We start from the raw sequence: 22,029 nt of genomic DNA, 5'->3' as shown, positions 1-22,029 counted from the left end.
ACGGCGCCGCGACCGGGCCGCCCGCGCCCTCGGCGCTCACCCGGCCACCGCGTGGAGGCCGCGGCGCAGCGCCGCCGGGGTGTGTCCGGTCCAGCGGAGCACCGCCCGGCGCAGGGTGCGGGCGTCGGCGTAGCCGTTGCGCTCGGCGATGGCGGCCACCGACATCCCGGTGGTGCGCAGCAGGTGGGTGACCTCGGCCCGCCGTACGGACTCCAGCTCCGCGGTCCAGGTCGTGCCGTGCTCGTCGAGTCGGCGCTGGAGCGTGCGCGGGCTGACGGACAGCCGGGCCGCCGTCGGGGCGAGCGCGGCGTCGCCGTCCAGCGCGGCGGCCTTGAGGGCGGCGCGGAACACGGCGAGCCAGTCGTACAGCGGGACGCTGGCGGCGAGGGTCAGCTCCGCGTGCCGGCGCAGCACCGCCGACAGGCCCGGCTGCGCGTGCGGCCGTCGCTCGCGCAGGTCGGCGGCGCGGAAGGTCATCGAGGTGACCGGCCGCTCGAACTCGATCCGCGAGGTGCCGAACAGCTCCTTCAGGAGCCCGTGCCGTGGGGGCGTCCGGGCGGCCAGGGTGGCGCGTACGGGCACGAGTTCGCGGTCCAGGGCGACGCCGAGGCGGTGCCGGACGAGCCCGAGCGCGTAGGCGCGGATGGCGGAGGCGGCCTCGTAGGTGAGGTCGGCGGCGTTCACGTGGGAGAGGGTGATCTCCCCGTCCTCCTCCTCGATCCGCATGGTCTCGGTACCGGTGTCCGCGACGCCCGCGAGGTACCCGACGGCGTCCTGGAGCCCTTCGAGCGGGGTGGGCGCCGAGGTGAACAGGTAGTCCCACACCCCCAGGTCGCCGAAGGCGCTCTGCCGGGTCATCAGGACGGACACCTCGGCCCAGGGGGCCTTGGCGACCATCAGCTCCCAGATGCGCACGTTGGTGGCGGCCGGTGTCCGGTACCGGTCGCCCGCCAGGTGCTCGGGGTCCATGCCCAGCAGATGGGCGTAGCGCTCGTCGGGAACGCCCAGGATGCCCGCGCTCCTGGCGTTGACGCGGGTGAAGGCGGAGGGTGTCGTGCCGGGATGCGTATGCGAAGCCACGAGCGGCGACCCTAGGCGAGCGGCGCCTGTAGATCATCCCCCTGGCGGACAGTTCGTCACTGCGCCCGGCGCGGTATGTCCCCTGGTGGCGCCTCCGGACCTGGGCCCGGTCACGCACCGCCATCTAGCGTCGCGTTCGGTGTCGGGGGGGTGCCGGGCAGGGCCGTGGTGACGGCGAAGTCCGTTCGCGGTGGACGGGGGTCCGCGCGGCGCCCTCTTTCCCGTACCGGGAGGAACCCGTGTCGATGGGGAGGGAACGAGCAGTGGACGAGCGTGTGGAACGGCCCGACGGATGGGGCGGGAGGGCTGCGGCCCGGGGCGCCGCCCCGGGTGGCGGTGTCACTGGCCGGTTTGATGGCCTTCGAGGCGGCTGTCGTGGTGGGGGTGACGGGGCAGGCGGTGGCGCTGGCCTCGCGGGGCACTGCTGTTGAGCGGCCCGCGGTTGTGACGGAGGCGGTGGATCTGGCGTCGGCGCGGGTCGCGGCGCGTCTGTCGGGCAGGCGGGTGGAGGCGAGGTCGGAGCGTACGGAGTCGTCGACGACGTGGGCGAATCCGGACGGGACGGTGACGACGGACGCTTCTTCGGGGCCGGTGCGTTTTCGTGACGGGGTGTCGGGTGAGTGGCGTGATGTCGACGTCGAGTTGACGAAGCGGGACGGTGTGGTGGCGGCGCGGTCGCATCCTCTGGGGTTGCGGCTGGGTGGGCGGACGTCGGGCTGACGCCACCGGCCGCCTGACCGGCGTCGAGGAGACCGTCGGCGACGTCTGCGCCACCCGCGCGTTCGGCTTCGACAAGCGCACCGACCGCACGTCCCTGACCACCGCTTCCGGCGCGGCGGGCGCAGCCTGCCCGACCGCTGGAGAAGCCGCCACCACCCACTCCTACGACAGCGCCGACCGCCTCGTCGACGCGGGGTACGCGTACGACGCCTTCGGCCGCGCCCACGAGACAAGGGCCGGAACGAGCGCGTCGGCGCGGCGCGATTCGAGGGCCGATACCCATAACAACGTGATCGGCCGGCAGGTCGGAAACCAGATCACCGCCTGGACGTTCTACGGAGCCCAGAAGGCCGCCTGCGCCCGGTGTGTAGCAAACTGGTCAAGCAGCACAAGCTCAAGTCGAACGGGGCGAAGGGCGGTTTCGTCTAGTGATAACCGGGGATGTGCGTCACCCTGAGGCGCCGCCGAGCCGGGAAGCGGCCCGGCACGGTGCCGGGCGGTTGGCCTTCGTCATCGTCGAGTCGGTGGTCACCGGTCTGCTCGCGGTCTGCTGGCTGCTGCTGGCGCTCGTGATGTCCATGGAGGCGTACGACCGTGTTCCGGGCGAGCCCGGAACGCCCCAGGGGCAGGGCGTGTTGGCTCTGCTCGCGGTCGGGCTTCTCGTCTCCGTCGGGCTGACCTGGCTGACGCGGATCTTCCGGGCGCCGGGCGTGCGGCTCGTGCTCGACGGGGTCGTCGCCCTCCGGCTGCTCGCCGTGCTCGTGGTCACCGCGCTGCTCGGCATGGACCTGCTCAACGGGTGAGGCCCGTTCCTATGCCCCGCCCCCCGGCCGGTCCGCCCCCCGTCGCCGGGCCCGCATCGGCATCCGGCCCGAGGACAGGGAGAAGAGGGGGGTCGGGGCGACCGGGGCGGGGTGCAGGGGGCGGAGGCGCCAGCGGGTGGCGAGGGTCGCCAGCGCGATCGTCATCTCCGTCCACGCGAAGCCCTCGCCCAGGCAGCCGTGCTGGCCGAGACCGAACGGCAGGAAGGCGTCCGGGGTGACCTCGCTCGCCCGCTCGGGCAGCCAGCGGTCCGGGCGGAAGGCGTCCGGGGCCGGGAACAGGCGCGGATCGCGGTGCAGCGCGTACGGAGAGAACAGCACCGTCGTCCCGGCCGCGACCGGAAAGGCACCGAGCTCCGTGTCCCGGCGGGCCGCCCGCGAGAGCAGGTAGCCCGACGGGTACAGGCGCAGGGTCTCCGTCAGGACCCGGCGAGTGTACGGGAGTTCCGCCAGGTCGTCGAAGCGGGCGGCCCGGCCGGCCAGCACCCGGTCCACCTCCGCGTGCAGGCGCTCCTCGGCGTCCGGGTTGCGCGCCAGCAGGTACAGGCACCAGGCCAGGGTGCGGGAGGTCGTCTCGGCGCCCGCCGTCAGCAGGGTCATGACCTCGTCGTGGACCTGCGCGTCCGACATCCGCTCGCCGGTCTCCGCGTCGGTCGTGCCGAGCAGCCAGGTCAGCACGTCGTCCGGCGGCTCGCCGGTCTCCGCGCGGCGCCGGGCGATCAGCGTGTCCACCAGCACGTGCAGGGTGCGGGCGCTGCGGGCGAAGCGCCGGTTCACCCGGGTCGGCAGCCGGGACATCAGCACCGGCAGCGGGTCCGAACCGCGCGCCCCGACCCAGGCCATCACGTCCGTCATGGCCCCGATGACACCACCGGCGTCCGCGTCGGAGATCCCCTGGCTGAACAGGCTGCGGACCACCACGGTCGTGGCCAGGTTCCCGAACTCCTCGTCGACGGCCACGACGGCGCCGTCCCGCAGGCCGTCCGTCCAGCCCCGGGCCAGCTCCGTCATCAGGTCCGCGTAGTGCCGCACCCGGGAGTGCCGGAAGGCCGGCCGGATGAGCCGGCGCTGGCGGCGGTGGAAGGAGCCCTCCGACAGCAGCAGTCCCGCTCCGGTGACCGGCTCCATCAGCCGGTACTGCGGGCTCGGGCCGAAGTCGTCCGCCCGCCGGACCAGCAGCTCCCGGACCAGCCGGTGGTCGGTCGCCACCAGCATCCGCGCGGTGCCCAGGCGCAGCGCCACCAGACCGTCGCCGTCCAGGCCCTGCACCTCCTCCAGCAGCTCCAGCCGGCGCCGCCGCATCGCCAGGCCGTGGCCCAGCAGGGGCAGGGCGCCCGGCGCCTGCCGGGGGATCAGCGGGCGGGCCGGCGCCTCGGCCGTCATCGCGCACCGCCCCACGGGCCCGCCGGGGCCGTCGCGTGCGCGAGGGCCAGCAGCACGAACACGTCGGCCAGGGCCGGCACGTCGTACAGCAGCGGCCTCGGTCCGGCCTGGTCGGGGCGGCTGGCGTAACCGCCGTCGGGCCGCTGCCGGACCACCAGGTGGTCCAGCCCCCGGGCGAGCGGGCCCGCCGCCGGGTGGGCCGGGCCGCCGCAGGCCAGGGCGGTGACGGCGTACGCGGTGCTGATCGGGTCGCTCGGCTCGCCCTCGGCGTGCCCCCAGCCGCCGTCCGCGTGCTGGGTGGCGGCCAGGTGCGCCAGCGCCCGCCCGGTCGCCTCCGCGCGGGCGGCCCGCTCGGCGCCCCGTGCCCCGGGGCCGGTCAGGGCGAGCACGGCGCGGAACACCGCGTTGCTGGCGTTGCGGCTCCAGCTCCGTTCGAAGGTGCCGTCCGGGCGCTGGTGGCGTACGACGTACCGGACCGCGCCCGCCACCACCTCCCGCAGGTCCGGGTGGGGCGCCAGGGCGCTCGCCGCCGCCGCCGTCATCGCGATCTCGGAGCTCGTGCCGCGCGCGAAGGTGGGGAAGCCGCCGTCGGGGTTGCGGATACCGAGGAGATAGCCCTCGGCCCCGGCGATCGCCGCCCGGTGCCGCTCGGGCGCGGCCCGGCGCAGGAACTCCAGGACGTAACAGGTGTCGTCCGCGTCACTCTGCCCGACGCCCGTGTGGAAACCGTAGCCGCCGTCCCGGTTGGCGCGCGGCGCGAGCGCGTCCGCCATCCGCGCGAGGGCGGCGGGCGGCTCGGGCAGCAGGGACAGGGCGAGTCCGGCGGCGGCGGTGGTGAAGACGTTCATGCCCTCGATGAACGGGATCCCCCCGTCCGCCCGCAGCCGCCCGGCCACGTGCTTCAGGACCTCCCGGAGCGCCGGGCGGTGCCCGGGGGAGTGGCGCAGGGCGAGCAGCGCGAGGAGCTGGGCGAGGTTGTTGCACTCCCAGGCGGGACCCGGTTCCAGGGCGGGCAGCAGGGCCCGCCAGTCCTCGGCGCGCACGGCCTCGGGGCGGCCGGTGCCGTGGGCGGCGAGCACCTTCAGGGCCGTCATCTCCAGGTGCAGCCAGCTCTGCTGGGCCCGGGTGTCGTACGCCTCCCACGGGACGGCGGGGAAGGCGCCCGCGCCGACGGCGGCGAGCACCGTCCCGAACATCAGGCGCTTGCGCCCGGCGGTGAAGTGCTCGAAGCCGTCGAGACCGGCCGCCAGCACCCGCTCGGCGTCCCCGGCCGCTCCGGCGTCGCCGAGCACCGCGTGGGCGACGGCGCGCTGGAAGGGGTCGGGCGGGGCGGTGCGCAGGGCGGTGCGCAGGTACGCGGTGAGCCGGGCGGCCGCCTCGGGCTCCGCCCGCTCCGCCGTCAGCAGCGCGAGGGCGAGGGCCGATTCCAGCACCCGGCTCTCGCACGGCGCGGGCAGCAGTCCGTCGGGGCCCGCCGAGTCCGCCACGCGCCGCGCCAGCCGGTCGCGGCAGCGGACGAGATCGGCCGGCAGGGCGGGCGGGGCGAGAGGGGTGGACAGGGTGGCTGGGGCTGATGAGGCCGATGGAGCCGGTGGGGCTGAGGGGGTGGGGATGGGGGTGGCCGTGGGCGTCGGTGCAGCGTGCACGGTGTCCTTCTCACGTCGGACGGGTGGTGGGGGTGGGGGTGGGGGTGGGGTGAACGGCGGGCGGGGGTGCGGGCGGTGGCGGGTCAGGACCCGGGGGCGGGCAGCAGGCCCTCGTCGAGCAGCCGGGTCAGGATGCGGCGGCCCTCCGGGACGAAGGGCGCCGGCGGGCGGTCCAGGAGGTCCCGGGGGCGGGCGAAGAAGTGGTCCGCGACCTCGCGGGGGTCGGTCCCGCGCGGCGCGGTGACCTCGGCGACGTACACCGCGAGCCAGCAGCGGCCGACCGGTGAGGGGCGCGGCTCGCGCAGCACCGGGCGCGGCGCGGCCGACAGGCCCAGCTCCTCACGCAGTTCGCGGGCTGCGGCCGCCGCGTAGCTCTCGCCGGCCCGGGGGCAGCCGCCGATCAGGATGTCGTGGTGGCCCGGGTAGACCGCGGCCCGCTCCGGGCGCCGGTAGACGAGGAGGCGTCCGTCGGCGGCCACGCAGACGGTCGCCGCGACCCGGTAGTGGAGGCCCAGGGCCGCGGCTCCGCCGCGCGGGCCGCGCGTCACCGGACGGTCGTCCGCGTCGACGTAGTCCACGGTCTCCTGGGTCTCCTGCGCCGTCACGCTGCCCCTCCCGTACCGGTGTTCCTGCCGCCGGTGGAGACTACCGTACGTAACCGCCCGCGCCCGCACGGTAATATCCGCTGGCCCGCACGAACCAGGCACGATTCAGGAGCGCCATGACCTTCGACGAGCTCAAGAGCACCCTCATCGGCATGGGAATGCCGCCGGAGCAACTCGACCCGGACGCGCTGCGGGACGAGGCGGGTCTCGACTCGCTGTTCGCCGCCGAACTCGCCCTGGTCCTGCGGCAGGAGAAGGGCATCCGGATCCCCGAGGAGGAGATCCTGTCCGCCGCCACCCTGGCCGACGTCGCCGCCGCCGTCGGCCACCGCGCGGGAGCGGAACGGTGACCGACGCCGCCATCACCGGCGTCGGCCTGCTGACGCCCGCGGGCGACGGCCGGGAGGCCACCTGGCGGCGGGTGTGCGCCGGGGAGCCCGCTGCCGCCCTGCACCGGGACGGCCACGGCACCTTCGTGGTCGGCCGGGTGCCCGCGTACGACCCCGGCAGGCTCGGCGAGGCCCGGCGCTGGAAGCCGGACCGGGCGGGGCAGTTCGCGCTGCTCGCCGCGCGCGAGGCGCTCGACGACGCCGGGCTCGACCCGGCGGAGTGGGACGGTGCCCGGGTCGCCGTCCTCGTCGGCTCCGGCACCGCGGGGGCGGAGACCTACGAGCGCTACCGGCCGATGCTGGACACCGCGCCCGAAGACGTCCCGCCGCTCGCCCTGCCCAGCAGCCTCGCCAACTCGCCCGCCGCGCTGGTGTCGATGGCCTTCGGCGCGCGCGGCACCAGCGCCGTCGTCAACACCGCCTGCGCCTCCGGTGCGACCGCCCTCGCCATGGCCTGCGACCTGCTCGCGCTGGACCGCTGCGACGTCGTCCTGGTCGGCGGCACGGAGGCCGGGCTCACCCCGTACCACCTGCGGGGCTTCGACCGGCTCGGCGCCCTCTCGCGGCGCTACGAGGATCCGCTGGGCGCCTCCCGGCCGTTCGACGCGCAGCGGGACGGCTTCCTCATCGCCGAGGGCGCCGGCTTCCTCGTCGTGGAGCGGCCGGAGCACGCCGCCGCGCGCGGCGCCCGGGTCCGCGCCCGGGTCGTCGGGCACGGCTCCGCCTCCGACGCGCACCACGCCGTGGCGCCGCACCCCGAGGGCGCCGGCATCGCCGCCGCCGTCGACGACGCGCTCCGGAACGCCGGGATGCGGCGCCGCGACATCCAGCACGTCAACGCGCACGGCACCAGTACACCCCGCGGTGATGCGATCGAAAGCGAGGTCCTGGCACGGGCGTTCGCCCACCGGCCGGCCGTCACCTCCACCAAGGGTGTCACCGGGCACCTGATGGGCGCGGCGGGCGCCGTGGAGGCCGCCCTGACCGCGCTGTCGCTGCAGAACGGGATCGTGCCGCCGACGGCCAACCTCGGCACCCCGGGACCCGGCATCGAGGTAAACGTGTCCGGGACGGGCCGCTCGGCGCGCCTCGACACCGCCCTCTCCCTCTCCGTCGGCTTCGGCGGCCACAACGTGGCCCTCGTCCTCGCCGCCGCGTGACCGCCCGCGGCCGCGTCCTCGGCGCCCGGGTCCCCGGACCGCGCGGCGGCCCCGGGCCCGCCCCGATCGCGCTCACCGAGCGGGACCGGATCACCCTCGAACTCTCCCGGCACGGCGGCGACATGGTCCTCGGCGCCGTGCTGCGCCTGGACGGCCCGCCGCCCGCGCCGGGCGAGCTCGTGGCGCACCTGCGGGCCCGGATCGGGCGGGTGCCAGAGCTGACGTACCGCCCGTACGGGCTGGCCGGCCGGCGCCCCTCCTGGGCGCCGGACCCCGACTTCGACGTCGCCCGGCACGTGTACGAGGAGGTGCGGCCCGCGCGCCCCGGCCCGGCGGCGGACGCCGATCTGGCGGCCGTGCTCGGCCGGCCGCTGCCCGAGGACCGGCCGCTCTGGGGGGTCTGGCTCGTGCGCCCCGAGGAGCCCGGAGCCACCGGCTACGCGCTCTGCTACCGGGTCCACCACGCCTTCCAGGACGGACAGGCCGCGATGGCCGCCGTGGAGGCGCTGTTCGGACCCGCGCCGGGGGAGGCCCCGGTGCCCTTCGGGGACCCCGGACCCGCCGCCGACCCCGGCCCCCCGGCCCCCGACCCCGGCCCCCCGGCCCCCGACCCCGGCCCCCCGGCCCCCGGCCCGGCGCACGCCGTCACCCTCCGGCTCGACACCGCCGTGCTGTTCCGCGCCGCCCGCGCCGCCGGGGTCTCGCTGCACCAGCTGTGCCTGGCCCTGGCGACCGCCACCGCCCGGACCTGGGGCCCGCTCGCGGACACCGCGCCGCTCCGCGCCAACCTCGGCATCAGCCTGCGCCCGCCCGGGACGCCGGTCCGCCCGATCGGCAACGAGGTCGGCGTGCTCTGCGTCGAGCTCCCCGTCGACGAGCGGGACCCGAGGGCCCGGCTGAGGCGGCTGGCGCGGGCCGTCCCCGGCAGCCGGCTGGTCGGCCGAGGGCGCCGCGCGCACCTGCTGCGGGCCCGCTGGCCGGTACTCGACCGGCTCGCCCTGCGGCGGGCCATCGACCCGCGCACGGCCGCGCTGAGCGTCGCCGACGTGCGGGTGCGGCGGGTCCTGGAGTTCGCCGGGACGCCGGTCCGGCACGCGTACCCGATCCCCGTCCTCGTACCCGGCCAGCGTCTCTTCATCGCCTGGACCTCGTACCGGGGGCAGCTCCACGTCAGCTTCCGCGCCGACCGGCCGATGCCCGACCCCGAGCTGCTGCCGAGGCTGTGGCGGGCGGCCGTCGACGAGCTGCTGCGGGCCCTGGACGGCTGACCGGGAGCCGCCCGCGCCCCGCCCGGCCCTCGTACCGGGAAGGCCCTCGTCCCCCCCGGACCGGAACCCCGGAACCCCGGAACCCCGGAACCCCGGAACCTGGAAGGAAGCCATGCCTCCGTCACCCGTTCCCCCGTCCCCTCTCTCCCCTCTCTCCACCACCCGCACCGCCGTCCCCGGTCCCACCCCGCCGGCCGCGTCCCCGGCCCCGTCCGCGTCCGCGCCCCCGGCCGGTGTCGTCGGGCTGCTGCGGGAGGCAGCCCAGGCCGGGCCGCTCACCCCGCTCCGCATCGGGGACCGGTCGTTCGTCCTGGCCACCGGGCCCGAGCAGACGCTGCAGATCCTGGCCCGGCGTCCGGAGGTGTACGTCAAGCACGGGCACCGGGCCCGGCCGCTCCTCGGCGACGGGCTGATCTCCGCCTCGGGCGAGGCCTGGCAGCGGCAGCGCAGGCTGCTCCAGGGGCAGTTCACCGTCACCGGCACCCGGCGGTGGGCCCACCACATCGCGGGCGCGGCCGAACGGATCGCGGACCGCTGGGCGGCGGCGCACGCCGGGGGCGCGCAGGTGGACATCGGGCGGGACATGCGCTTCTTCGCGCTGGACACCATCTGGCGCGCGCTCACCGGCACCGCCCTCGACGAGGCGACCGAGCGGGAACTGGAGGCCGTCGACACGGTCGTCGCCTCGCTGCCCACCCTCGCCGGGGGCGCGCCCGACCCCGCGCTCGCCGTCGACGAGGCGCTGCGGGCGATCGACGCCACCGCCCACCGGGTGATCGCCCTGGCCCGCGAGCGGCGCGCCCAGGCGGCGCGCGAGGCGGCTCCCGGCGGGCCGCCGCACCTCCTCGACCTCCTCCTGGACACCGCCGAGACCCGTTTGGAGTACACCGATCGGCTGATCCGGGACGAACTCGTCACGCTGCTCGTGGCCGGGCACGAGACGACCGCGCAGACCCTGTGCTGGCTCTTCGTCCTGCTCGACCGGCACCCCGAGGTCCACGACCGCTTCCTCGCCGCCCACGCCTCGGCCGCCGGACCCGCCGAGCGCGACGCGCTGCTGAACGCCCTGGTCCAGGAGGCGCTCCGGCTCTACCCGGCGGTGTGGCTGGTGCCCCGGCACGCCGCCCGCGACGACGTCCTCGACGGGGTGGCGATCGCCGCCGGGACCGGTGTCCTGGTCTGCCCCTACCTCACCCATCGCATCCCCGAACTGTGGCCGGATCCCGAGCACTTCGAGCCCGAGCGCTTCCTGCCGGGCGGCCGGCGCCCGCAGCACCCGGCCGCCTTCCAGCCCTTCGGCGTCGGCGCCCGCGCCTGCCTCGGGCAGCACTTCGCCCTCCAGGAGACGCTGGCCCTGCTGCGGCTGCTGCTCCCCGCGTACCGCCCGGCCCTCACCGACCCGCCCCGGGGTGCCGTCTTCGGCGCCAACCTGCGCCCGGACGGACCCGTCCGGGGGACCCTCACCGCGCTGCGGCCGTGACGGCCTGAGGCACTGTCAAGCCCCTTTCCCCGCGCGGGAAAACCCGTGGACGGGGCGGGGCGCAGCGCGGAACACTTCCCGGCCTGTCCACTGAGGTCCGACAAAGCAGGGTTGGGATGGATACGTCTGCGACGCCCGAAGGCGCGCCCGAAGGTTCACCGGCCAGGGGGCCGGTCCTCCTGGCGCTCCGCCACTACGCCCGGGAGCTGGCCCGGCTCAAACGCCTGACCGTTCCCTCGATGCTGCTCCCGGCGCTGGGCAACATCGGCATCTACTACCTCGCGCCGCTCCTGGTCGCCAAACTGGTCGGCGGGCTCGCCGAGGGGAGCGCCGGAGGGCTCGGCGCGGGGCTCGGCCCCGCGCTGCCGTACGTCCTCGGCTTCGCCGGAGTGCTGCTGCTCTCCGAGGCGATGTGGCGGCTCGGGCTGCACTGCCTGAACCGGCTCGACGCCCACGGCATCGAGCACCTCTACGTCATCGGGATGGACGAGCTCTTCGCGAAGGAGGCCGCCTTCTTCCACGAGAACTTCGCCGGGTCGCTGACCAAGCGGGTGCTGAGCTTCGCCTCCCGCTTCGAGGAGTTCGTCGACACGCTGGCCTTCTCCGTGGTGGGCAACCTCGTGCCGCTGCTCTTCGCCTCCGTGGTGCTGTGGATGTACGAACCGCTGCTCGTCCTCGGGCTGCTGGTGATGATCGTGTTCACGGCGGTGCTGGTGAGGCCGCTGATCCGGCGCCGCCAGCAGCTCGTCAAGCACCGCGAGGCCGCCATCGCGCGGGTCTCCGGCCATGTCGCCGACAGCCTGACGAACATGGACACGGTCCGCGCCTTCGCCGCCGAGGACCGCGAGGCCGCCGAGCACCGCTCCCGGGTCGCCGAGTCGCGCCGGCTCCAGCTGCGCTCCTGGGACTTCGGCAACCTGCGCATCGACACGCTGGTCGCGCCGCTGTCGGTGCTGACCAACGTGGTGGGCCTGGCCCTCGCCCTCTCGCTCGGCGCGGGGGAGCATGGTGTGGAGACGGTCGTCGTCGCCTTCACGTACTACTCCAACGCCACCCGGATCATGTTCGAGTTCAACCAGATCTACCGCCGTCTGGAGAGCTCGATGACGGAGGCGGCGCAGTTCACCGAGCTGCTCCTGGAGCCGCCGGCCGTGTGCGACCCGGTGGCGCCGGAGCCGCTGCGGGCCCAGGGCGCCGACGTGCGCTTCGAGCGGGTGTCCTTCGCCCACGCGGGTGGCGACCCGCTCTTCGACGGCCTCGACCTGGCCGTCCCGAGCGGGGCGAAGATCGGCCTGGTGGGCCGTTCGGGCGGCGGGAAGACCACGCTCACCCGGCTGCTGCTGCGGATGACCGACATCGACGGGGGACGGATCCTCGTCGGCGGCCAGGACATCAGCCGGATGCGCCAGTCGGACCTGCGCGGCCTGATGGCGTACGTGCCGCAGGACCCGGCGATGTTCCACCGGACCCTGCGGGAGAACATCGCCTTCGCCCGGCCGGACGCCACCGAGGCCGAGATCCGGCGGGCCGCCGAGGCCGCGCACGTCACCGAGTTCGCCGACGCGCTGCCCGACGGCTTCGACACCATGGTGGGCGAGCGCGGGGTGAAGCTCTCCGGCGGGCAGCGCCAGCGGGTCGCCCTGGCCCGGGCGATCCTGCGCGACGCGCCGATCCTGCTGCTCGACGAGGCGACCAGTGCCCTGGACTCGGAGAGCGAGGTGCTGGTCCAGGACGCCTTGTGGCGGCTGATGGAGGGGCGGACGGCCTTCGTGGTCGCCCACCGGCTCAGCACGGTCGCGCACATGGACCGGCTCGTCGTCCTGGACCGGGGCCGGATCATCGAGCAGGGCTCGCACCAGGAGCTGCTGGCGGTGGACGGGGCCTACGCCCGGCTCTGGCAGCACCAGTCGGGCGGCTTCCTCGACGAGTCGGCGGAGGGGGCGGAGCGGGCGGCGGTGCGCTGAGGGCGGACCGCCCGGACTGCGGGCGGATCCGGGCCCGGCTACGCTGGGCCCGGATCTCCTGTCCGGTTGGTACCTTTTTGCCGCTTCTCGTCGCCCGGGAGTCACGTGGTCACCCCGCAGCCCGTCCTCGCCCCTCCCACACAGGCCGCCGTCTTTCTCGTGGTCACCGTGAACCCCGGCGGCGAGGCCGCGGCACGGGACGCCCTGGAAGGGCTCGCCGGGCTCGTCCGCACCGTCGGCTTCCGTGAGCCCGAGGCGGCCCTCAGCTGCGTCACCGGGATCGGTTCAGCGGCCTGGAGCCGCCTCTTCGCCGGCCCCGCCCCGCGCGAACTGCACCCCTTCGTGCCCCTGGAGGGCGTCCGGCACCGCGCCCCCGCCACCCCGGGGGACCTCCTCTTCCACATCCGCGCCCGGCGCATGGACCTCTGCTTCGAGCTGGCCCGGCTGGTCGTGGGCGGCCTCTCGGGCGCCGTGACCGTCGTCGACGAGGTGCACGGCTTCCGCTACTTCGACGACCGGGACCTGCTGGGCTTCGTCGACGGCAGCGAGAACCCGGAGGGCGGCGCCGCGGCCGACGCCGTCTTCGTCGGCGCGGAGGACCCCGACTTCCTCGGCGGCAGCTACGTCGTCGTGCAGAAGTACCTCCACGACATGCCCGCCTGGCAGGGACTGAGCGTCGAGGAGCAGGAGCGGGCCATCGGCCGCCACAAGGCGGACAACGTGGAGCTGCCCGAGGACGTCAAACCGGCGGACTCGCACGTCGCGCTCAACACCATCACCGACGAGGACGGCGCCGAGCGCCAGATCCTGCGCGCCAACATGCCGTTCGGGAACGTCGGCAGCGGCGAGTACGGCACGTACTTCATCGGCTACGCCCGCACCCCCGCCGTCACCGAGCTGATGCTCTCCCACATGTTCCTCGGCGACCCGCCCGGCACCACCGACCGGATCCTGGACTTCTCCACGGCCGTGACGGGCTGTCTCTTCCACGTGCCGAGCGCCGACTTCCTCGACGACCTGCCCGCCCCGCCCGCCGGCGCGTCCGCTGTCGAATCCACCGCCGCGTCCACCGCCGCGTCCACCGCCGCGTCCACCACCGCGTCCGCCACCGAGTCCGCCCCCGCGTCCGACCACGGCGGGCTCGGCATCGGCAGCCTGAAAGGAGCGTGAACCGCGATGGCCCCCACCGCCGACCCGGACCGCACCACCAACCTGCACCGCGAACTCGCCCCCGTGACCCCCGCCGCCTGGGAGCAGATCGAGGAGGAGGCCCGGCGCACCTTCCGGCGGCACGTCGCCGGCCGCCGGGTCGTCGACGTCCCCGACCCGGCGGGCCCCGGGCTCGCCGCCGTCGGCACCGGCCACCTCACCGGCATCGACGCGCCCGCCCCCGGCGTCACCGCCCGGCTGCGCGAGGCGAAGCCGCTGGTCGAACTGCGGGTGCCGTTCACCGTCAGCCGCTCCGCCGTGGACGACGTCGAGCGGGGCTCGGCCGACTCCGACTGGCAGCCGGTGAAGGACGCGGCCCGCGCCATGGCCTTCGCCGAGGACCGGGCGATCTTCGACGGCTATCCGGCGGCCGGCGTCCAGGGCCTGCGGGACCGCACCTCCAACCCGGTGCTCAGCCTGCCCGCCGAGCCCCGCGACTACCCCGACGCGGTCAGCCGCGCCCTCACCGCGCTCCGGCTCGCCGGCGTGGACGGCCCGTACGCGCTGCTGCTCGGCGCCGACGAGTACAGCGCCGTCAGCGAGACCTCCGACCACGGCTACCCGATCGCGGCCCACCTGGCCCGGATGCTGGACGGCCCGCCGCTGTGGGCCCCGGCGCTCAGCGGCGCCTTCGTGCTGTCCACCCGGGGCGGCGACTTCGAACTGCGGCTCGGCCAGGACCTGGCCATCGGCTACACCGGGCACGACGCGCAGGGGGTCGAGCTGTACTTCCAGGAGACCTTCGCCTTCCTCCCCTACACGGACGAGGCCATCGTCGTCCTGACCCACTGAGCCCGTGGCGCCCGCGACCCACCGCCGGTTCCTCGACCGGCTGCCGCTGGCGGCGGTGCCCCGGCTGGTGGGCTCGGGCGTCGTCGGGGTGCTCACCGGACTGGCCGTGGGGGGCCTCGTACGGGCCTCCCTGGGCGTGCTCAGCGGGATCGCCGCCGCCGAGACGGTCTTCGTGGTCAGCGGCTGGGCCGTGCTCTGGCCCATGGACGCCGCCGCCACCCACCGCAACGTGCGCCGCGAGGACTTCCGGCCGCTGCTCGCCGAGATCGCGGTGGTCGCGGCGACGCTCTCCGGGCTGGTCGCGATCGTGCTGCTGCTCACGGGAGCCGACCCCGGCACCGGCCACGCCGGCGCGGCGACGGCCCTCGCCGGGGTCTTCATGGCCTGGGCGGCACTCCACCTGATGTACGCCGCGCGCTACGCCGACCTGTACTACGGGGAGCCCGGCGGCGGGATCGACTTCCACTCCGAGGAGCCGCCCCGCTTCAGCGACTTCCTCTACTTCAGCTACAACCTCGGCATGACCTACCAGGTCTCCGACACCGACGTCGCGAGCTCGGCGATCCGCGCGGTCGTGCTGCGGCACTGCCTGCTGTCGTACGTGTTCGGCGCCGGGATCCTGGCCACCACCATCAACCTGGTGGCCACGCTCGTCACGGGCTGAGCGAGACCACCGTCGCCGTCGTGGGGCCCTCCGGCGTCCGGTACGTGACGGTGTCGCCCGCGCGGTGCCCGAGCAGCGCCCGGCCCAGCGGGCTGTCGGTGGTCACCAGGTGCAGATCGGGGGCCTCGGCGAGCTCGCCGACCGTCACGGTCGACTCGGCGCCGTCGGCGAAGCGCACGGTGACCGTGCTGCCGAGCCCCACCACGTCCGCCGGCGGCGCCGCGACGGTCGCGGAGCGCAGCCGCGCCTCGATCTCCTCGATGCGCTGGTCCAGCCTGCCGACGTCGTCGGCGCGGTCCAGCTCCTCGGCGGCGTCCGCCGCGTCGCCCACCATGTCGTCGTCGGGCAGGGTGGCGGCCACCTTCGCGCGTCGGTCGCGGAGCTCGGTGAGCTCGCGCTCCAGCTCGCGGAGGTCCGCGGCGCTGAGGGGCCCGGGGCCGTCGGTCATGGCTGCTCCCGCGTCACTGGTGGGGCGGATGGGATACGGCGTTCCCATTACCGCACCACCGGACGCACCCGGCAAACGGGGCCCGCGCCGACACGGCACGGACCCCCGCCGGACGCCCGGCGGGGCCGGGCGGCCGGGTCAGGCGGGCGCGGGGCCGGTGGAGGCGCGGATCACCAGCTCCGGGTCGAACAGCAGCTCGCCCGTGGGGACCTCCCGGTTGCCGACCAGCGCCAGCACGCTCCGGGCGACCTCCAGGGCCAGCCGGTCGGCGGGCTGGCGGACGGTGGTGAGGGCCGGGTCGGTGAACTCGGTGACCGTCGAGCCGTCGTAGCCGACCACCGACACGTCGGCGGGCACCGACAGGCCCAGCCGGCGGACGCCCCGGACCGCGCCGAGCGCCATGAAGTCGCTGGCCGCGACGATCCCGGTGGCGCCCAGGCCGACCAGCGAGGACGCCGCCGCCTGGCCGCCCTCCACGCTGTAGGACTGGCGGACCACCCAGCGCTCCGCGTCCGCGATGCCGCGCCGGGCCATCGCCGCCACGAAGCCCCGTACCCGCCGGTCGGCCGGGCGGTTGCCAAAGGGGCCCGAGGCCATGCCGATGCGGCGGTGCCCCAGGCGGTGCAGGTGGTCCACGGCCAGCTCGGCGGCGAGGGCGTCGTCGGTGGAGTACACCGGGACGGGCACGCCGTCCGCGAACTCGCCGTTGATCCCCACGTACGGCACCCGGCGCTGACGCAGCAGCTCGTAGCCGTCCGTGTCGGCGCCCTCCACCGTGTTGGACGCGGAGAGGAAGACGACGGCGGCGATGCCCTTGTCGACGAGGGAGCTGAGGAAGTCCAGCTCCTGCACCCCGCCGGGGAAGACCGGGCAGAGCACGGTCTTCAGGCCGTGCGGGGCCAGCGCCGACTCGATCCGCTCGGCGACGTCCGCGAAGAACGGGTTCGACACGAACTCGGTGACCACCGCGACCAGTTGGCCCTGGGTCTGGCGCTCGTAGCCGAGCTCGGCCATGGCCTGCTCGACGGCCTCGCGGGTCTTCTTCGACACCCCCTGACGCCGGTTGACGACCCGGCTGACGGTGGCCTCGCTGACCTGAGCCCGGGCTGCGACGTCGGTGATGCCGACCTTCATCGCGGTCCTTCCGTGAGTACGTCCGTGAGGACGAGCGAAACCAGGCCGCCGCGCGGCACGGCCAGGGAGTGGGGCCCCTGGGGCGGGAGCGACGGCGGATCCTCCATCATACGGCCGTCCGGCCCGTGGACCAGGGCGCTCACCGGCCCTTCGGCGCCCAGCACCTCGACCATCAGCCGGTCCCGGGCGGAGCCGTTGACGAGGACGAAGCGCCGGTGCGCGGCGAAGTCGAGCTCCACCACCCGGTCGCCGTGCGCGCTCACCAGGCATTCCTCGCCCAGCGCCGCGCTCACCAGCGGGAACAGCTCGTCCGGGCGGCCCGGCTCGACGGTCCCGTCCAGCAGCGTCTCCCGGTGGCGCAGCCAGCGCCCGAGCCAGAACCGTACGGCGTCCAGGTGTGCGGCGGGCAGCTCGTCCAGGCGTACGGAGAGCTGGGGGACCGCGTGCAGCGCGCCGATCAGCTGCCGGGCCACCGCCTCGACCGGGGCGGTGCGCGACCACATCAGCATGTCGGAGTGGACCGCTCCGCCGACGGCGAGGAACGCGGTGTCCAGGGCCCGCACCCGGTTGGCCGTCGCGTCGGCCGGGCAGTCGAAGGAGCGCAGCATGTTGCCGTACGGGGCCATCCCGGGCCCGGTGTACGGCTGGCGCAGTTCGAGCAGCACCCCCGGGCGTACGGCCTCAAGGGCGTCGCGCAGTTCGGCGAGCAGCCCGGTCATGGCGGCGCCGACGTCGGCGCCGCCGTCGCCCGCGTACACCGCGGCCTGGTCGAGGAAGTCGAGCTTCAGCCCGTCGAGTCCGTACTCCGTCACGAGCGAGACGCACCGGCCGACGACGTGCCGGCGGACCTCGGGGCGGCGCGGGTCGAGCACCCGGGCGCCCGGCACGGTCGCCGGGGCCGGGGCCGCCGCGGCCCACTCCCGGTGGGCGTCCGCCCCGGGGCCCAGCAGCAGCGGGGCGACCCACAGCAGATAGCGCAGCCCGGTGGCACGCACGCGGGCCACGTGGCCGGCCAGGTCGGGGAACTTGGCGGGGTCGGGCACCCAGTCGCCGCAGCCGGCGTAGCCGCGTCCGGTGCCGTGGGCCTGCCAGCCGTCGTCGAGGATGAGCGCCCCGCAGCCGAGCCCGGCGGCGATCTCGGCCTGGGTCTCGACGGCGTCGGCGGTGACGTCCTGGTTGAAGGCGTACCAGGTGGAGTAGACGGGCACCCGGGCGCCGTCCGGGACGGGCATCGGCGGGCGGTCGGCGGCGAACCAGGCGCGCAGCGGGCGCAGCGCGGCGGCGACCGAGGGGGCGCGGGGGACGAGCAGCAGCCGGTGCGGTCCCTCGCCGGCGGGCAGGTGGAGGTGGACGACGTGGGTGTCGTTCTCCTCCGAGACGCCGAAGCGGACGGCGGCCTCGGGCACCGGGTCGGCGGCGGCGAAGGTGAGCAGGGTGGCGCCGGAGTGCTCGTACAGGCAGCCGGCGGCGGCGCCGTCGACGAGGCTGACCCGGCTCTGGCCCTCCCAGTCGGCGACCAGGGTGCGGCGCCAGGCGCCCTTGGGGTGCCAGTAGCCGGCGGCGTCGCCGAGCGGCACCGAGAGCCGGATCTCGACGGGCGCGCCGTCGGTGTGGACGTCGAGGACGCGGACGCCGTGGGCGGTGGGCGGGCCGAGGGTCCAGCGGGGTGCCCGGCCGGTCAGGTCGGCCTGGTCGGCTTGGTCGCTCCGGTCGCTCCGGTCGCTCCGGTCGGTCCGGTCGAGCCGTTCTGGTGTGAGGACGGCGATCGAGACCGTGTCGAGGAGGGGGGCGGAGACCGCCGGGGCGAGGTGGGCGGTGGTCACCGCGTCGCCGGGTGCGGGCGGGTACGTGGGCGTGGGCGGGTGGGCGGGCTGGCTGGGCTGGCTCATATGGGTGTCCGGTTCATTCCTTCACGGCGCCCGCGAGGAGGCCGGAGACGAAGTGCCGCTGGAGGGCGAGGAAGACGATGGCCATGGGGATGGCGGCGAGGGAGGTGCCGGCCAGGATGGCGCCGTAGTCGGTCTCGTCCAGGCCCTGGAGCGAGGCGAGCGCGACGGGGATGGTGAAGGAGCTCTCGTCGCGCAGCACGATCAGGGGCCAGACGAAGTCGTTCCACTGGTAGAGGAAGAGGAACAGCGCGAGGGCGGCGAGGGCGGGGCGCATCGGCGGCAGGGCGACCCGCCAGAACAGGCGCAGTTCGCCGCAGCCGTCCATCCGGCCCGAGTCGAGGAGCTCCTGGGGCAGGGTGCCCATGGACTGGCGCATGAGGAAGATGCCGAAGGGCAGCGCCAGGTTGGGGGCGATGACGGCCTGGTAGGTGTTGAGCCAGTGCAGCTCGGCCATCATCCGGAACAGCGGGACGAGGGTGATCTGCGCGGGGACGACGAGGCCGAGCATGAGCAGCCCGAACAGGAGCTCGCGGCCCCGGAAGCGGTAGGTGGCGAAGCCGTAGCCCGCGAGGGTGCAGACGGTGCCGGCGAGCAGGGTGTAGACGAGCGCGATGCCGAGGGAGTTGAGGACGACACGGCCGAAGCCCGCGGTGTCCTGGAGGGTGGCCAGGTTCTCGCCGAGGTGTCCGCCGGGGAGCAGCGGCGGCGGGCTGGCGAAGAGTTCGGCGGAGCTGTGGGTGGCGCCGACGGCCAGCCAGTAGAAGGGCACCGCGACGACGGCGAGCGCGAGGGCCAGCGCGGAGGTGAGCAGGATGCTCCGCCCGGGGTTGCGGGCGCGGCGGGTGGTCACGTCTTCTCCCCGAGGAGGCGGAACTGGATCAGGCCGAGCAGCCCGACGAGGACGGTGAGGGCGTACGCGATGGCGGAGGCGTAGCCGAAGTCGAAGTAGGTGAAGGCGTTGCGGTAGAGGTACACGCCGATGGTGAGGGTCGCGTTGTCTGGTCCGCCGCCGGTGAGCACATACGGCTCGTCGAAGAGCTGGAGGGTGCCGATGGTGGAGAGCACGGTGGTGAGCAGCAGCGCGGGGCGCAGGCCGGGCAGGGTGACGTGCCGGAAGGCGGCGAGGGCCCCGCCGCCGTCCACGGCGACGGCGTCGTAGAGCTCGCGCGGCACGGTCTGGAGTCTGGCCAGCAGGATGACGGCGTTGTAGCCGGTGTAGTGCCAGGTGAGGGCGAGGCCCAGGGAGATCCGGGCCCAGAGGGGGTCGGTCAGCCAGGGCACCGGGTCGGCGCCGAGGAGTCCGATCGCCCAGTTGACCAGGCCGTAGTCCTTGTTGAGCAGGACGGAGAAGACGATGCCGTACGCGACGAGGCCGGTGACCATCGGCAGGAAGAAGCCGAGCCGGAAGACGGGCCGGCCGCGCAGCAGGGCGGAGTCGAGGGCGACGGCGAGCCCGGTGGCGAGCGCGAGCATCAGCGGGACCTGCACGGCGAGGATCAGCAGGGTGTTGCGCAGCGCGGTCCACAGCAGCGGGTCCTCGACGAGCCGAAGGTAGTTGTCGGCGCCGACGAAGGTCTCGGTGCCGCCGGCCGTGCGGTGCAGGCTGATCAGGAAGGACGAGCCGATGGGGTAGAGCTTGAAGCCGGCGAAGAGCAGCAGGGCGGGCAGCACGAAGAGGTACGGGGCGCCCCGGCCGCGCCGCCGGGTGCGGGGCGCGGCGGCGCGGGACCCGGTGGTCCCGGACCCGGTGGCCCGGGGCGCGGTGGTGGCCGGTGCGGGGCCGGCCGCCGGGGCGGCTCGCGTCATCGGACGGCCTTCCGGCCCGTCTGCCGGGCCAGGTCGCCGGCGGCCTCGGCGAGGGCCTTCGCCGGGTCGGCGCCCTTGAGGAGGACCCGGGTCTGGGCGTCGGTGACCGCCTTGAGGGCGCGGGCGTAGTCCGCGGTGTAGTTGACGGCGGGGCTGGGGGCCTTGAGGGCGGAGAAGAAGATCTCCCCCTTGCGCTGGCCGCTGAAGAACGCCGAGGGCTGGTGGAAGACCGGGTCGTCGTACGCCTTGAGCAGGGCGGGCGCGATGCCCTTGCCCCGGTAGACGCTCACCTGGGAGGCGGGACGGGTCAGCGCGTACTCGATGAAGGTCCAGGCGGCGGCCTGGTGCCTGCTGGCGCCCGCGACGGCGAGGTGGGTGGAGTTGACGGTGGCCGCGGTGGGGCCGCCTCGGCGGACGGCCGGGGGCAGCCGCAGCTTCCACTTGCCGGCCTCGGCGGGGACCTGCTCCTCGATGATGCCGCCGAACCAGGTGGGCCAGGGCAGGACGGCGGCGGTGCCCTGCTTGAGGGAGCTCATCAGGGCGTTCCAGCCGCCGGCCAGGTCGCTGACCAGGCCCGCGTCGTTCATGGTCTTGATGAGGGTCATGGCGCGGACGGCCTCGGGGGACTCCAGGGTGATGCGGCCCTCCAGGTCGAAGTAGAAGGCGCCCTGGAGCTGGAGCAGCATCTGGAAGAAGTTGGCGGCGTCCGGCTGGGAGGCGGGCTTGTCGATGCCGAGCAGGTGGGCGCCGGTGCGGGCCTTGAGGCGCTTGCCCGCCTCGATGGTCTCGTCCCAGGTCTGGAGGGCGTCGACGTCGATCCCGGCCCGTTCGAAGAGGTCGGCCCGGTAGTAGAAGCCGGCCGAGTTGGCCTCCCAGGGGAGGGCGTTCACGCGCTTGCCGTCGGGGCTGACGGTCCCCCAGAGGCCGGGGGCGAAGGCGTCCTTGTGGGCGGTTGCGCCCAGCGGGGCGAGGTCGGCGAGGCCGCCGGGGAAGCGCTCGACGTAGCCGGGGAGGTAGTCGACGCCGATGTGCAGGACGTCGGCCAGGCCCTGGCCGCCGGCGGCCAGACCCGCGGTGATCTTGTCCCAGATCGCGGGGTTGCCGATGTCCTCGACGGTGACCTCGATGCCGGGGAATTCCTTGCGGAACTTCGGTATCAGGGCCTTGAGTTCGGCCGCCGGACCTTGCCAGGACCAGACCGTGATCCTGCCCTTGCGGGGGTCGCCGACGGCGCCCGAGCCGCCCGCGTCGGCGGCGCCGCCACCGGTGCAGGCGGCGAGCGCGAGCGCCAGGGCGCCACCGCCGCCGAGCTGGAGGAGCCGGCGGCGGGAGGGGGGTCCCGAGGGCTGTCTGTCTGTCATGGGGGCTGCCACGGAGGCTGTCTCGGGGGCTGTCTCGGGGGCTGTCTCGGGGGCTGCCTCGGGGTTTGTCTCGGGGTTTGTCATCGGGTCTGTCATGGGGCGGGACGGTACAAGCGGATCCGGGAAAGTTGCAAGCGCGGTTGCGCGATGGGGATGAAAACTTTCAGTTTGATCCAGCAGGGAATGTTGCCTGATCCATTGCGTCCCTTC

General features: G+C 75.0%; 21 protein-coding genes. 11 read left to right on the top strand and 10 right to left on the bottom strand.

From position 1 onward, the window contains the following. Positions 1 to 36 precede the first annotated feature (36 nt). Positions 37 to 1,080, bottom strand: a complete 1,044-nt coding sequence (locus tag ACZ6J5_RS10970; RefSeq protein WP_469390000.1) for a helix-turn-helix domain-containing protein — start codon at positions 1,078 to 1,080, stop codon at positions 37 to 39. A gap of 330 nt (positions 1,081 to 1,410) precedes the next feature. On the opposite strand from ACZ6J5_RS10970, the gene ACZ6J5_RS10965 reads away from it, so the two are divergent. The 3 genes from ACZ6J5_RS10965 to ACZ6J5_RS10955 are packed head-to-tail and all read left to right on the top strand — an operon-like array spanning position 1,411 to position 2,603. Then, the gene (locus ACZ6J5_RS10965) at positions 1,411 to 1,800 is read left to right on the top strand and encodes a hypothetical protein (protein ID WP_469389999.1); all 390 of its coding nucleotides are present in this window, start codon (positions 1,411 to 1,413) and stop codon (positions 1,798 to 1,800) included. Next, positions 1,781 to 2,257, top strand: a complete 477-nt coding sequence (locus ACZ6J5_RS10960; protein WP_469389997.1) for a hypothetical protein — start codon at positions 1,781 to 1,783, stop codon at positions 2,255 to 2,257. The genes ACZ6J5_RS10965 and ACZ6J5_RS10960 overlap by 20 nt, the downstream gene beginning before the upstream one ends. Before the next feature lie 43 nt (positions 2,258 to 2,300). After that, positions 2,301 to 2,603, top strand: a complete 303-nt coding sequence (locus ACZ6J5_RS10955) for a hypothetical protein (protein WP_469389995.1) — start codon at positions 2,301 to 2,303, stop codon at positions 2,601 to 2,603. A 9-nt stretch (positions 2,604 to 2,612) separates the two neighbouring features. Here the strand turns inward: ACZ6J5_RS10955 and ACZ6J5_RS10950 are convergent, their stop codons facing one another. The 3 genes from ACZ6J5_RS10950 to ACZ6J5_RS10940 form a co-directional block, all read right to left on the bottom strand. Then, positions 2,613 to 4,004: a cytochrome P450 gene (locus ACZ6J5_RS10950; protein WP_469389993.1), complete on the bottom strand. Its 1,392-nt coding sequence runs from the start codon at positions 4,002 to 4,004 to the stop codon at positions 2,613 to 2,615. After that, the gene (locus ACZ6J5_RS10945) at positions 4,001 to 5,491 is read right to left on the bottom strand and encodes a prenyltransferase/squalene oxidase repeat-containing protein (RefSeq protein ID WP_469389991.1); all 1,491 of its coding nucleotides are present in this window, start codon (positions 5,489 to 5,491) and stop codon (positions 4,001 to 4,003) included. Before ACZ6J5_RS10945 ends, ACZ6J5_RS10950 begins: the two co-directional genes overlap by 4 nt. 242 nt (positions 5,492 to 5,733) lie before the next feature. Then, positions 5,734 to 6,255, bottom strand: a complete 522-nt coding sequence (locus tag ACZ6J5_RS10940; RefSeq protein WP_469389989.1) for an NUDIX domain-containing protein — start codon at positions 6,253 to 6,255, stop codon at positions 5,734 to 5,736. A gap of 116 nt (positions 6,256 to 6,371) precedes the next feature. Between ACZ6J5_RS10940 and ACZ6J5_RS10935 the strand changes: the two genes are divergently transcribed. From ACZ6J5_RS10935 to ACZ6J5_RS10900, 8 genes are all read left to right on the top strand, one after another. Beyond that, on the top strand, positions 6,372 to 6,605 hold the full coding sequence (locus ACZ6J5_RS10935; RefSeq protein WP_362476732.1) for an acyl carrier protein: 234 nt from the start codon (positions 6,372 to 6,374) through the stop codon (positions 6,603 to 6,605). Continuing rightward, positions 6,602 to 7,804: a beta-ketoacyl-[acyl-carrier-protein] synthase family protein gene (locus tag ACZ6J5_RS10930; protein ID WP_469389986.1), complete on the top strand. Its 1,203-nt coding sequence runs from the start codon at positions 6,602 to 6,604 to the stop codon at positions 7,802 to 7,804. The genes ACZ6J5_RS10935 and ACZ6J5_RS10930 overlap by 4 nt, the downstream gene beginning before the upstream one ends. After that, positions 7,801 to 9,072, top strand: a complete 1,272-nt coding sequence (locus ACZ6J5_RS10925; protein ID WP_469389985.1) for a wax ester/triacylglycerol synthase domain-containing protein — start codon at positions 7,801 to 7,803, stop codon at positions 9,070 to 9,072. The genes ACZ6J5_RS10930 and ACZ6J5_RS10925 overlap by 4 nt, the downstream gene beginning before the upstream one ends. 112 nt (positions 9,073 to 9,184) lie before the next feature. Next, positions 9,185 to 10,552 carry a cytochrome P450 gene (locus ACZ6J5_RS10920; RefSeq protein WP_469389983.1) on the top strand — a complete coding sequence of 456 codons (1,368 nt, stop codon included), beginning with the start codon at positions 9,185 to 9,187 and terminating at the stop codon, positions 10,550 to 10,552. Between the two features lie 116 nt (positions 10,553 to 10,668). Further along, positions 10,669 to 12,516: an ABC transporter ATP-binding protein gene (locus ACZ6J5_RS10915; protein ID WP_469389981.1), complete on the top strand. Its 1,848-nt coding sequence runs from the start codon at positions 10,669 to 10,671 to the stop codon at positions 12,514 to 12,516. Positions 12,517 to 12,621: 105 nt separating this feature from the next. Further along, positions 12,622 to 13,686, top strand: a complete 1,065-nt coding sequence (locus ACZ6J5_RS10910) for a Dyp-type peroxidase (RefSeq protein ID WP_469389979.1) — start codon at positions 12,622 to 12,624, stop codon at positions 13,684 to 13,686. Between the two features lie 6 nt (positions 13,687 to 13,692). Continuing rightward, positions 13,693 to 14,517, top strand: coding sequence for a family 1 encapsulin nanocompartment shell protein (locus tag ACZ6J5_RS10905; RefSeq protein WP_469389977.1), 825 nt, complete (start codon positions 13,693 to 13,695; stop codon positions 14,515 to 14,517). 4 nt (positions 14,518 to 14,521) lie between these two features. After that, on the top strand, positions 14,522 to 15,181 hold the full coding sequence (locus ACZ6J5_RS10900) for a DUF1345 domain-containing protein (RefSeq protein WP_469389975.1): 660 nt from the start codon (positions 14,522 to 14,524) through the stop codon (positions 15,179 to 15,181). On the opposite strand, the gene ACZ6J5_RS10895 is transcribed toward ACZ6J5_RS10900, so the two are convergent. The 6 genes from ACZ6J5_RS10895 to ACZ6J5_RS10870 all read right to left on the bottom strand — a co-directional run bounded on the left by ACZ6J5_RS10895 (position 15,171) and on the right by ACZ6J5_RS10870 (position 21,819). Then, positions 15,171 to 15,629, bottom strand: a complete 459-nt coding sequence (locus ACZ6J5_RS10895) for a GreA/GreB family elongation factor (protein ID WP_469389973.1) — start codon at positions 15,627 to 15,629, stop codon at positions 15,171 to 15,173. The two genes, ACZ6J5_RS10900 and ACZ6J5_RS10895, sit on opposite strands and share 11 nt — an antisense overlap. A 138-nt stretch (positions 15,630 to 15,767) precedes the next feature. Beyond that, a complete protein-coding gene (locus tag ACZ6J5_RS10890; RefSeq protein ID WP_469389971.1) occupies positions 15,768 to 16,763 on the bottom strand; it encodes a LacI family DNA-binding transcriptional regulator in 996 nt (331 codons plus the stop codon). Then, positions 16,760 to 18,652, bottom strand: coding sequence for a glycoside hydrolase family 36 protein (locus ACZ6J5_RS10885; protein ID WP_469389969.1), 1,893 nt, complete (start codon positions 18,650 to 18,652; stop codon positions 16,760 to 16,762). Before ACZ6J5_RS10885 ends, ACZ6J5_RS10890 begins: the two co-directional genes overlap by 4 nt. Before the next feature lie 13 nt (positions 18,653 to 18,665). Further along, the gene (locus ACZ6J5_RS10880; RefSeq protein WP_469389967.1) at positions 18,666 to 19,502 is read right to left on the bottom strand and encodes a carbohydrate ABC transporter permease; all 837 of its coding nucleotides are present in this window, start codon (positions 19,500 to 19,502) and stop codon (positions 18,666 to 18,668) included. Next, complete coding sequence (locus tag ACZ6J5_RS10875) at positions 19,499 to 20,458, bottom strand: carbohydrate ABC transporter permease (protein WP_469389965.1); 960 nt, start codon at positions 20,456 to 20,458, stop codon at positions 19,499 to 19,501. The genes ACZ6J5_RS10880 and ACZ6J5_RS10875 overlap by 4 nt, the downstream gene beginning before the upstream one ends. Continuing rightward, positions 20,455 to 21,819 (bottom strand): ABC transporter substrate-binding protein, encoded by a 1,365-nt coding sequence (locus ACZ6J5_RS10870; protein WP_469389964.1) that lies wholly within the window; start codon positions 21,817 to 21,819, stop codon positions 20,455 to 20,457. Before ACZ6J5_RS10870 ends, ACZ6J5_RS10875 begins: the two co-directional genes overlap by 4 nt. Positions 21,820 to 22,029 lie beyond the last annotated feature (210 nt).

This window comes from Streptomyces sp. NPDC042100, from assembly GCF_055582325.1.
The sequence above is the reverse complement of the archived record's forward strand: the minus strand, read 5'-3'. Positions and strand labels throughout refer to the sequence as shown.

What these genes read in the sequence shown, in the direction of transcription:
- ACZ6J5_RS10920 (WP_469389983.1), top strand. Translation starts at nt 9,185, where the DNA reads ATGCCTCCGTCACCCGTTCCCCCGTCCCCTCTCTCCCCTCTCTCCACC.
- ACZ6J5_RS10935 (WP_362476732.1), top strand. Translation starts at nt 6,372, where the DNA reads ATGACCTTCGACGAGCTCAAGAGCACCCTCATCGGCATGGGAATGCCG.
- ACZ6J5_RS10915 (WP_469389981.1), top strand. Translation starts at nt 10,669, where the DNA reads ATGGATACGTCTGCGACGCCCGAAGGCGCGCCCGAAGGTTCACCGGCC.
- ACZ6J5_RS10950 (WP_469389993.1), bottom strand. Translation starts at nt 4,004, where the DNA reads ATGACGGCCGAGGCGCCGGCCCGCCCGCTGATCCCCCGGCAGGCGCCG.
- ACZ6J5_RS10885 (WP_469389969.1), bottom strand. Translation starts at nt 18,652, where the DNA reads ATGAGCCAGCCCAGCCAGCCCGCCCACCCGCCCACGCCCACGTACCCG.
- ACZ6J5_RS10905 (WP_469389977.1), top strand. Translation starts at nt 13,693, where the DNA reads ATGGCCCCCACCGCCGACCCGGACCGCACCACCAACCTGCACCGCGAA.
- ACZ6J5_RS10890 (WP_469389971.1), bottom strand. Translation starts at nt 16,763, where the DNA reads ATGAAGGTCGGCATCACCGACGTCGCAGCCCGGGCTCAGGTCAGCGAG.
- ACZ6J5_RS10875 (WP_469389965.1), bottom strand. Translation starts at nt 20,458, where the DNA reads ATGACGCGAGCCGCCCCGGCGGCCGGCCCCGCACCGGCCACCACCGCG.
- ACZ6J5_RS10870 (WP_469389964.1), bottom strand. Translation starts at nt 21,819, where the DNA reads ATGACAGACAGACAGCCCTCGGGACCCCCCTCCCGCCGCCGGCTCCTC.
- ACZ6J5_RS10895 (WP_469389973.1), bottom strand. Translation starts at nt 15,629, where the DNA reads ATGACCGACGGCCCCGGGCCCCTCAGCGCCGCGGACCTCCGCGAGCTG.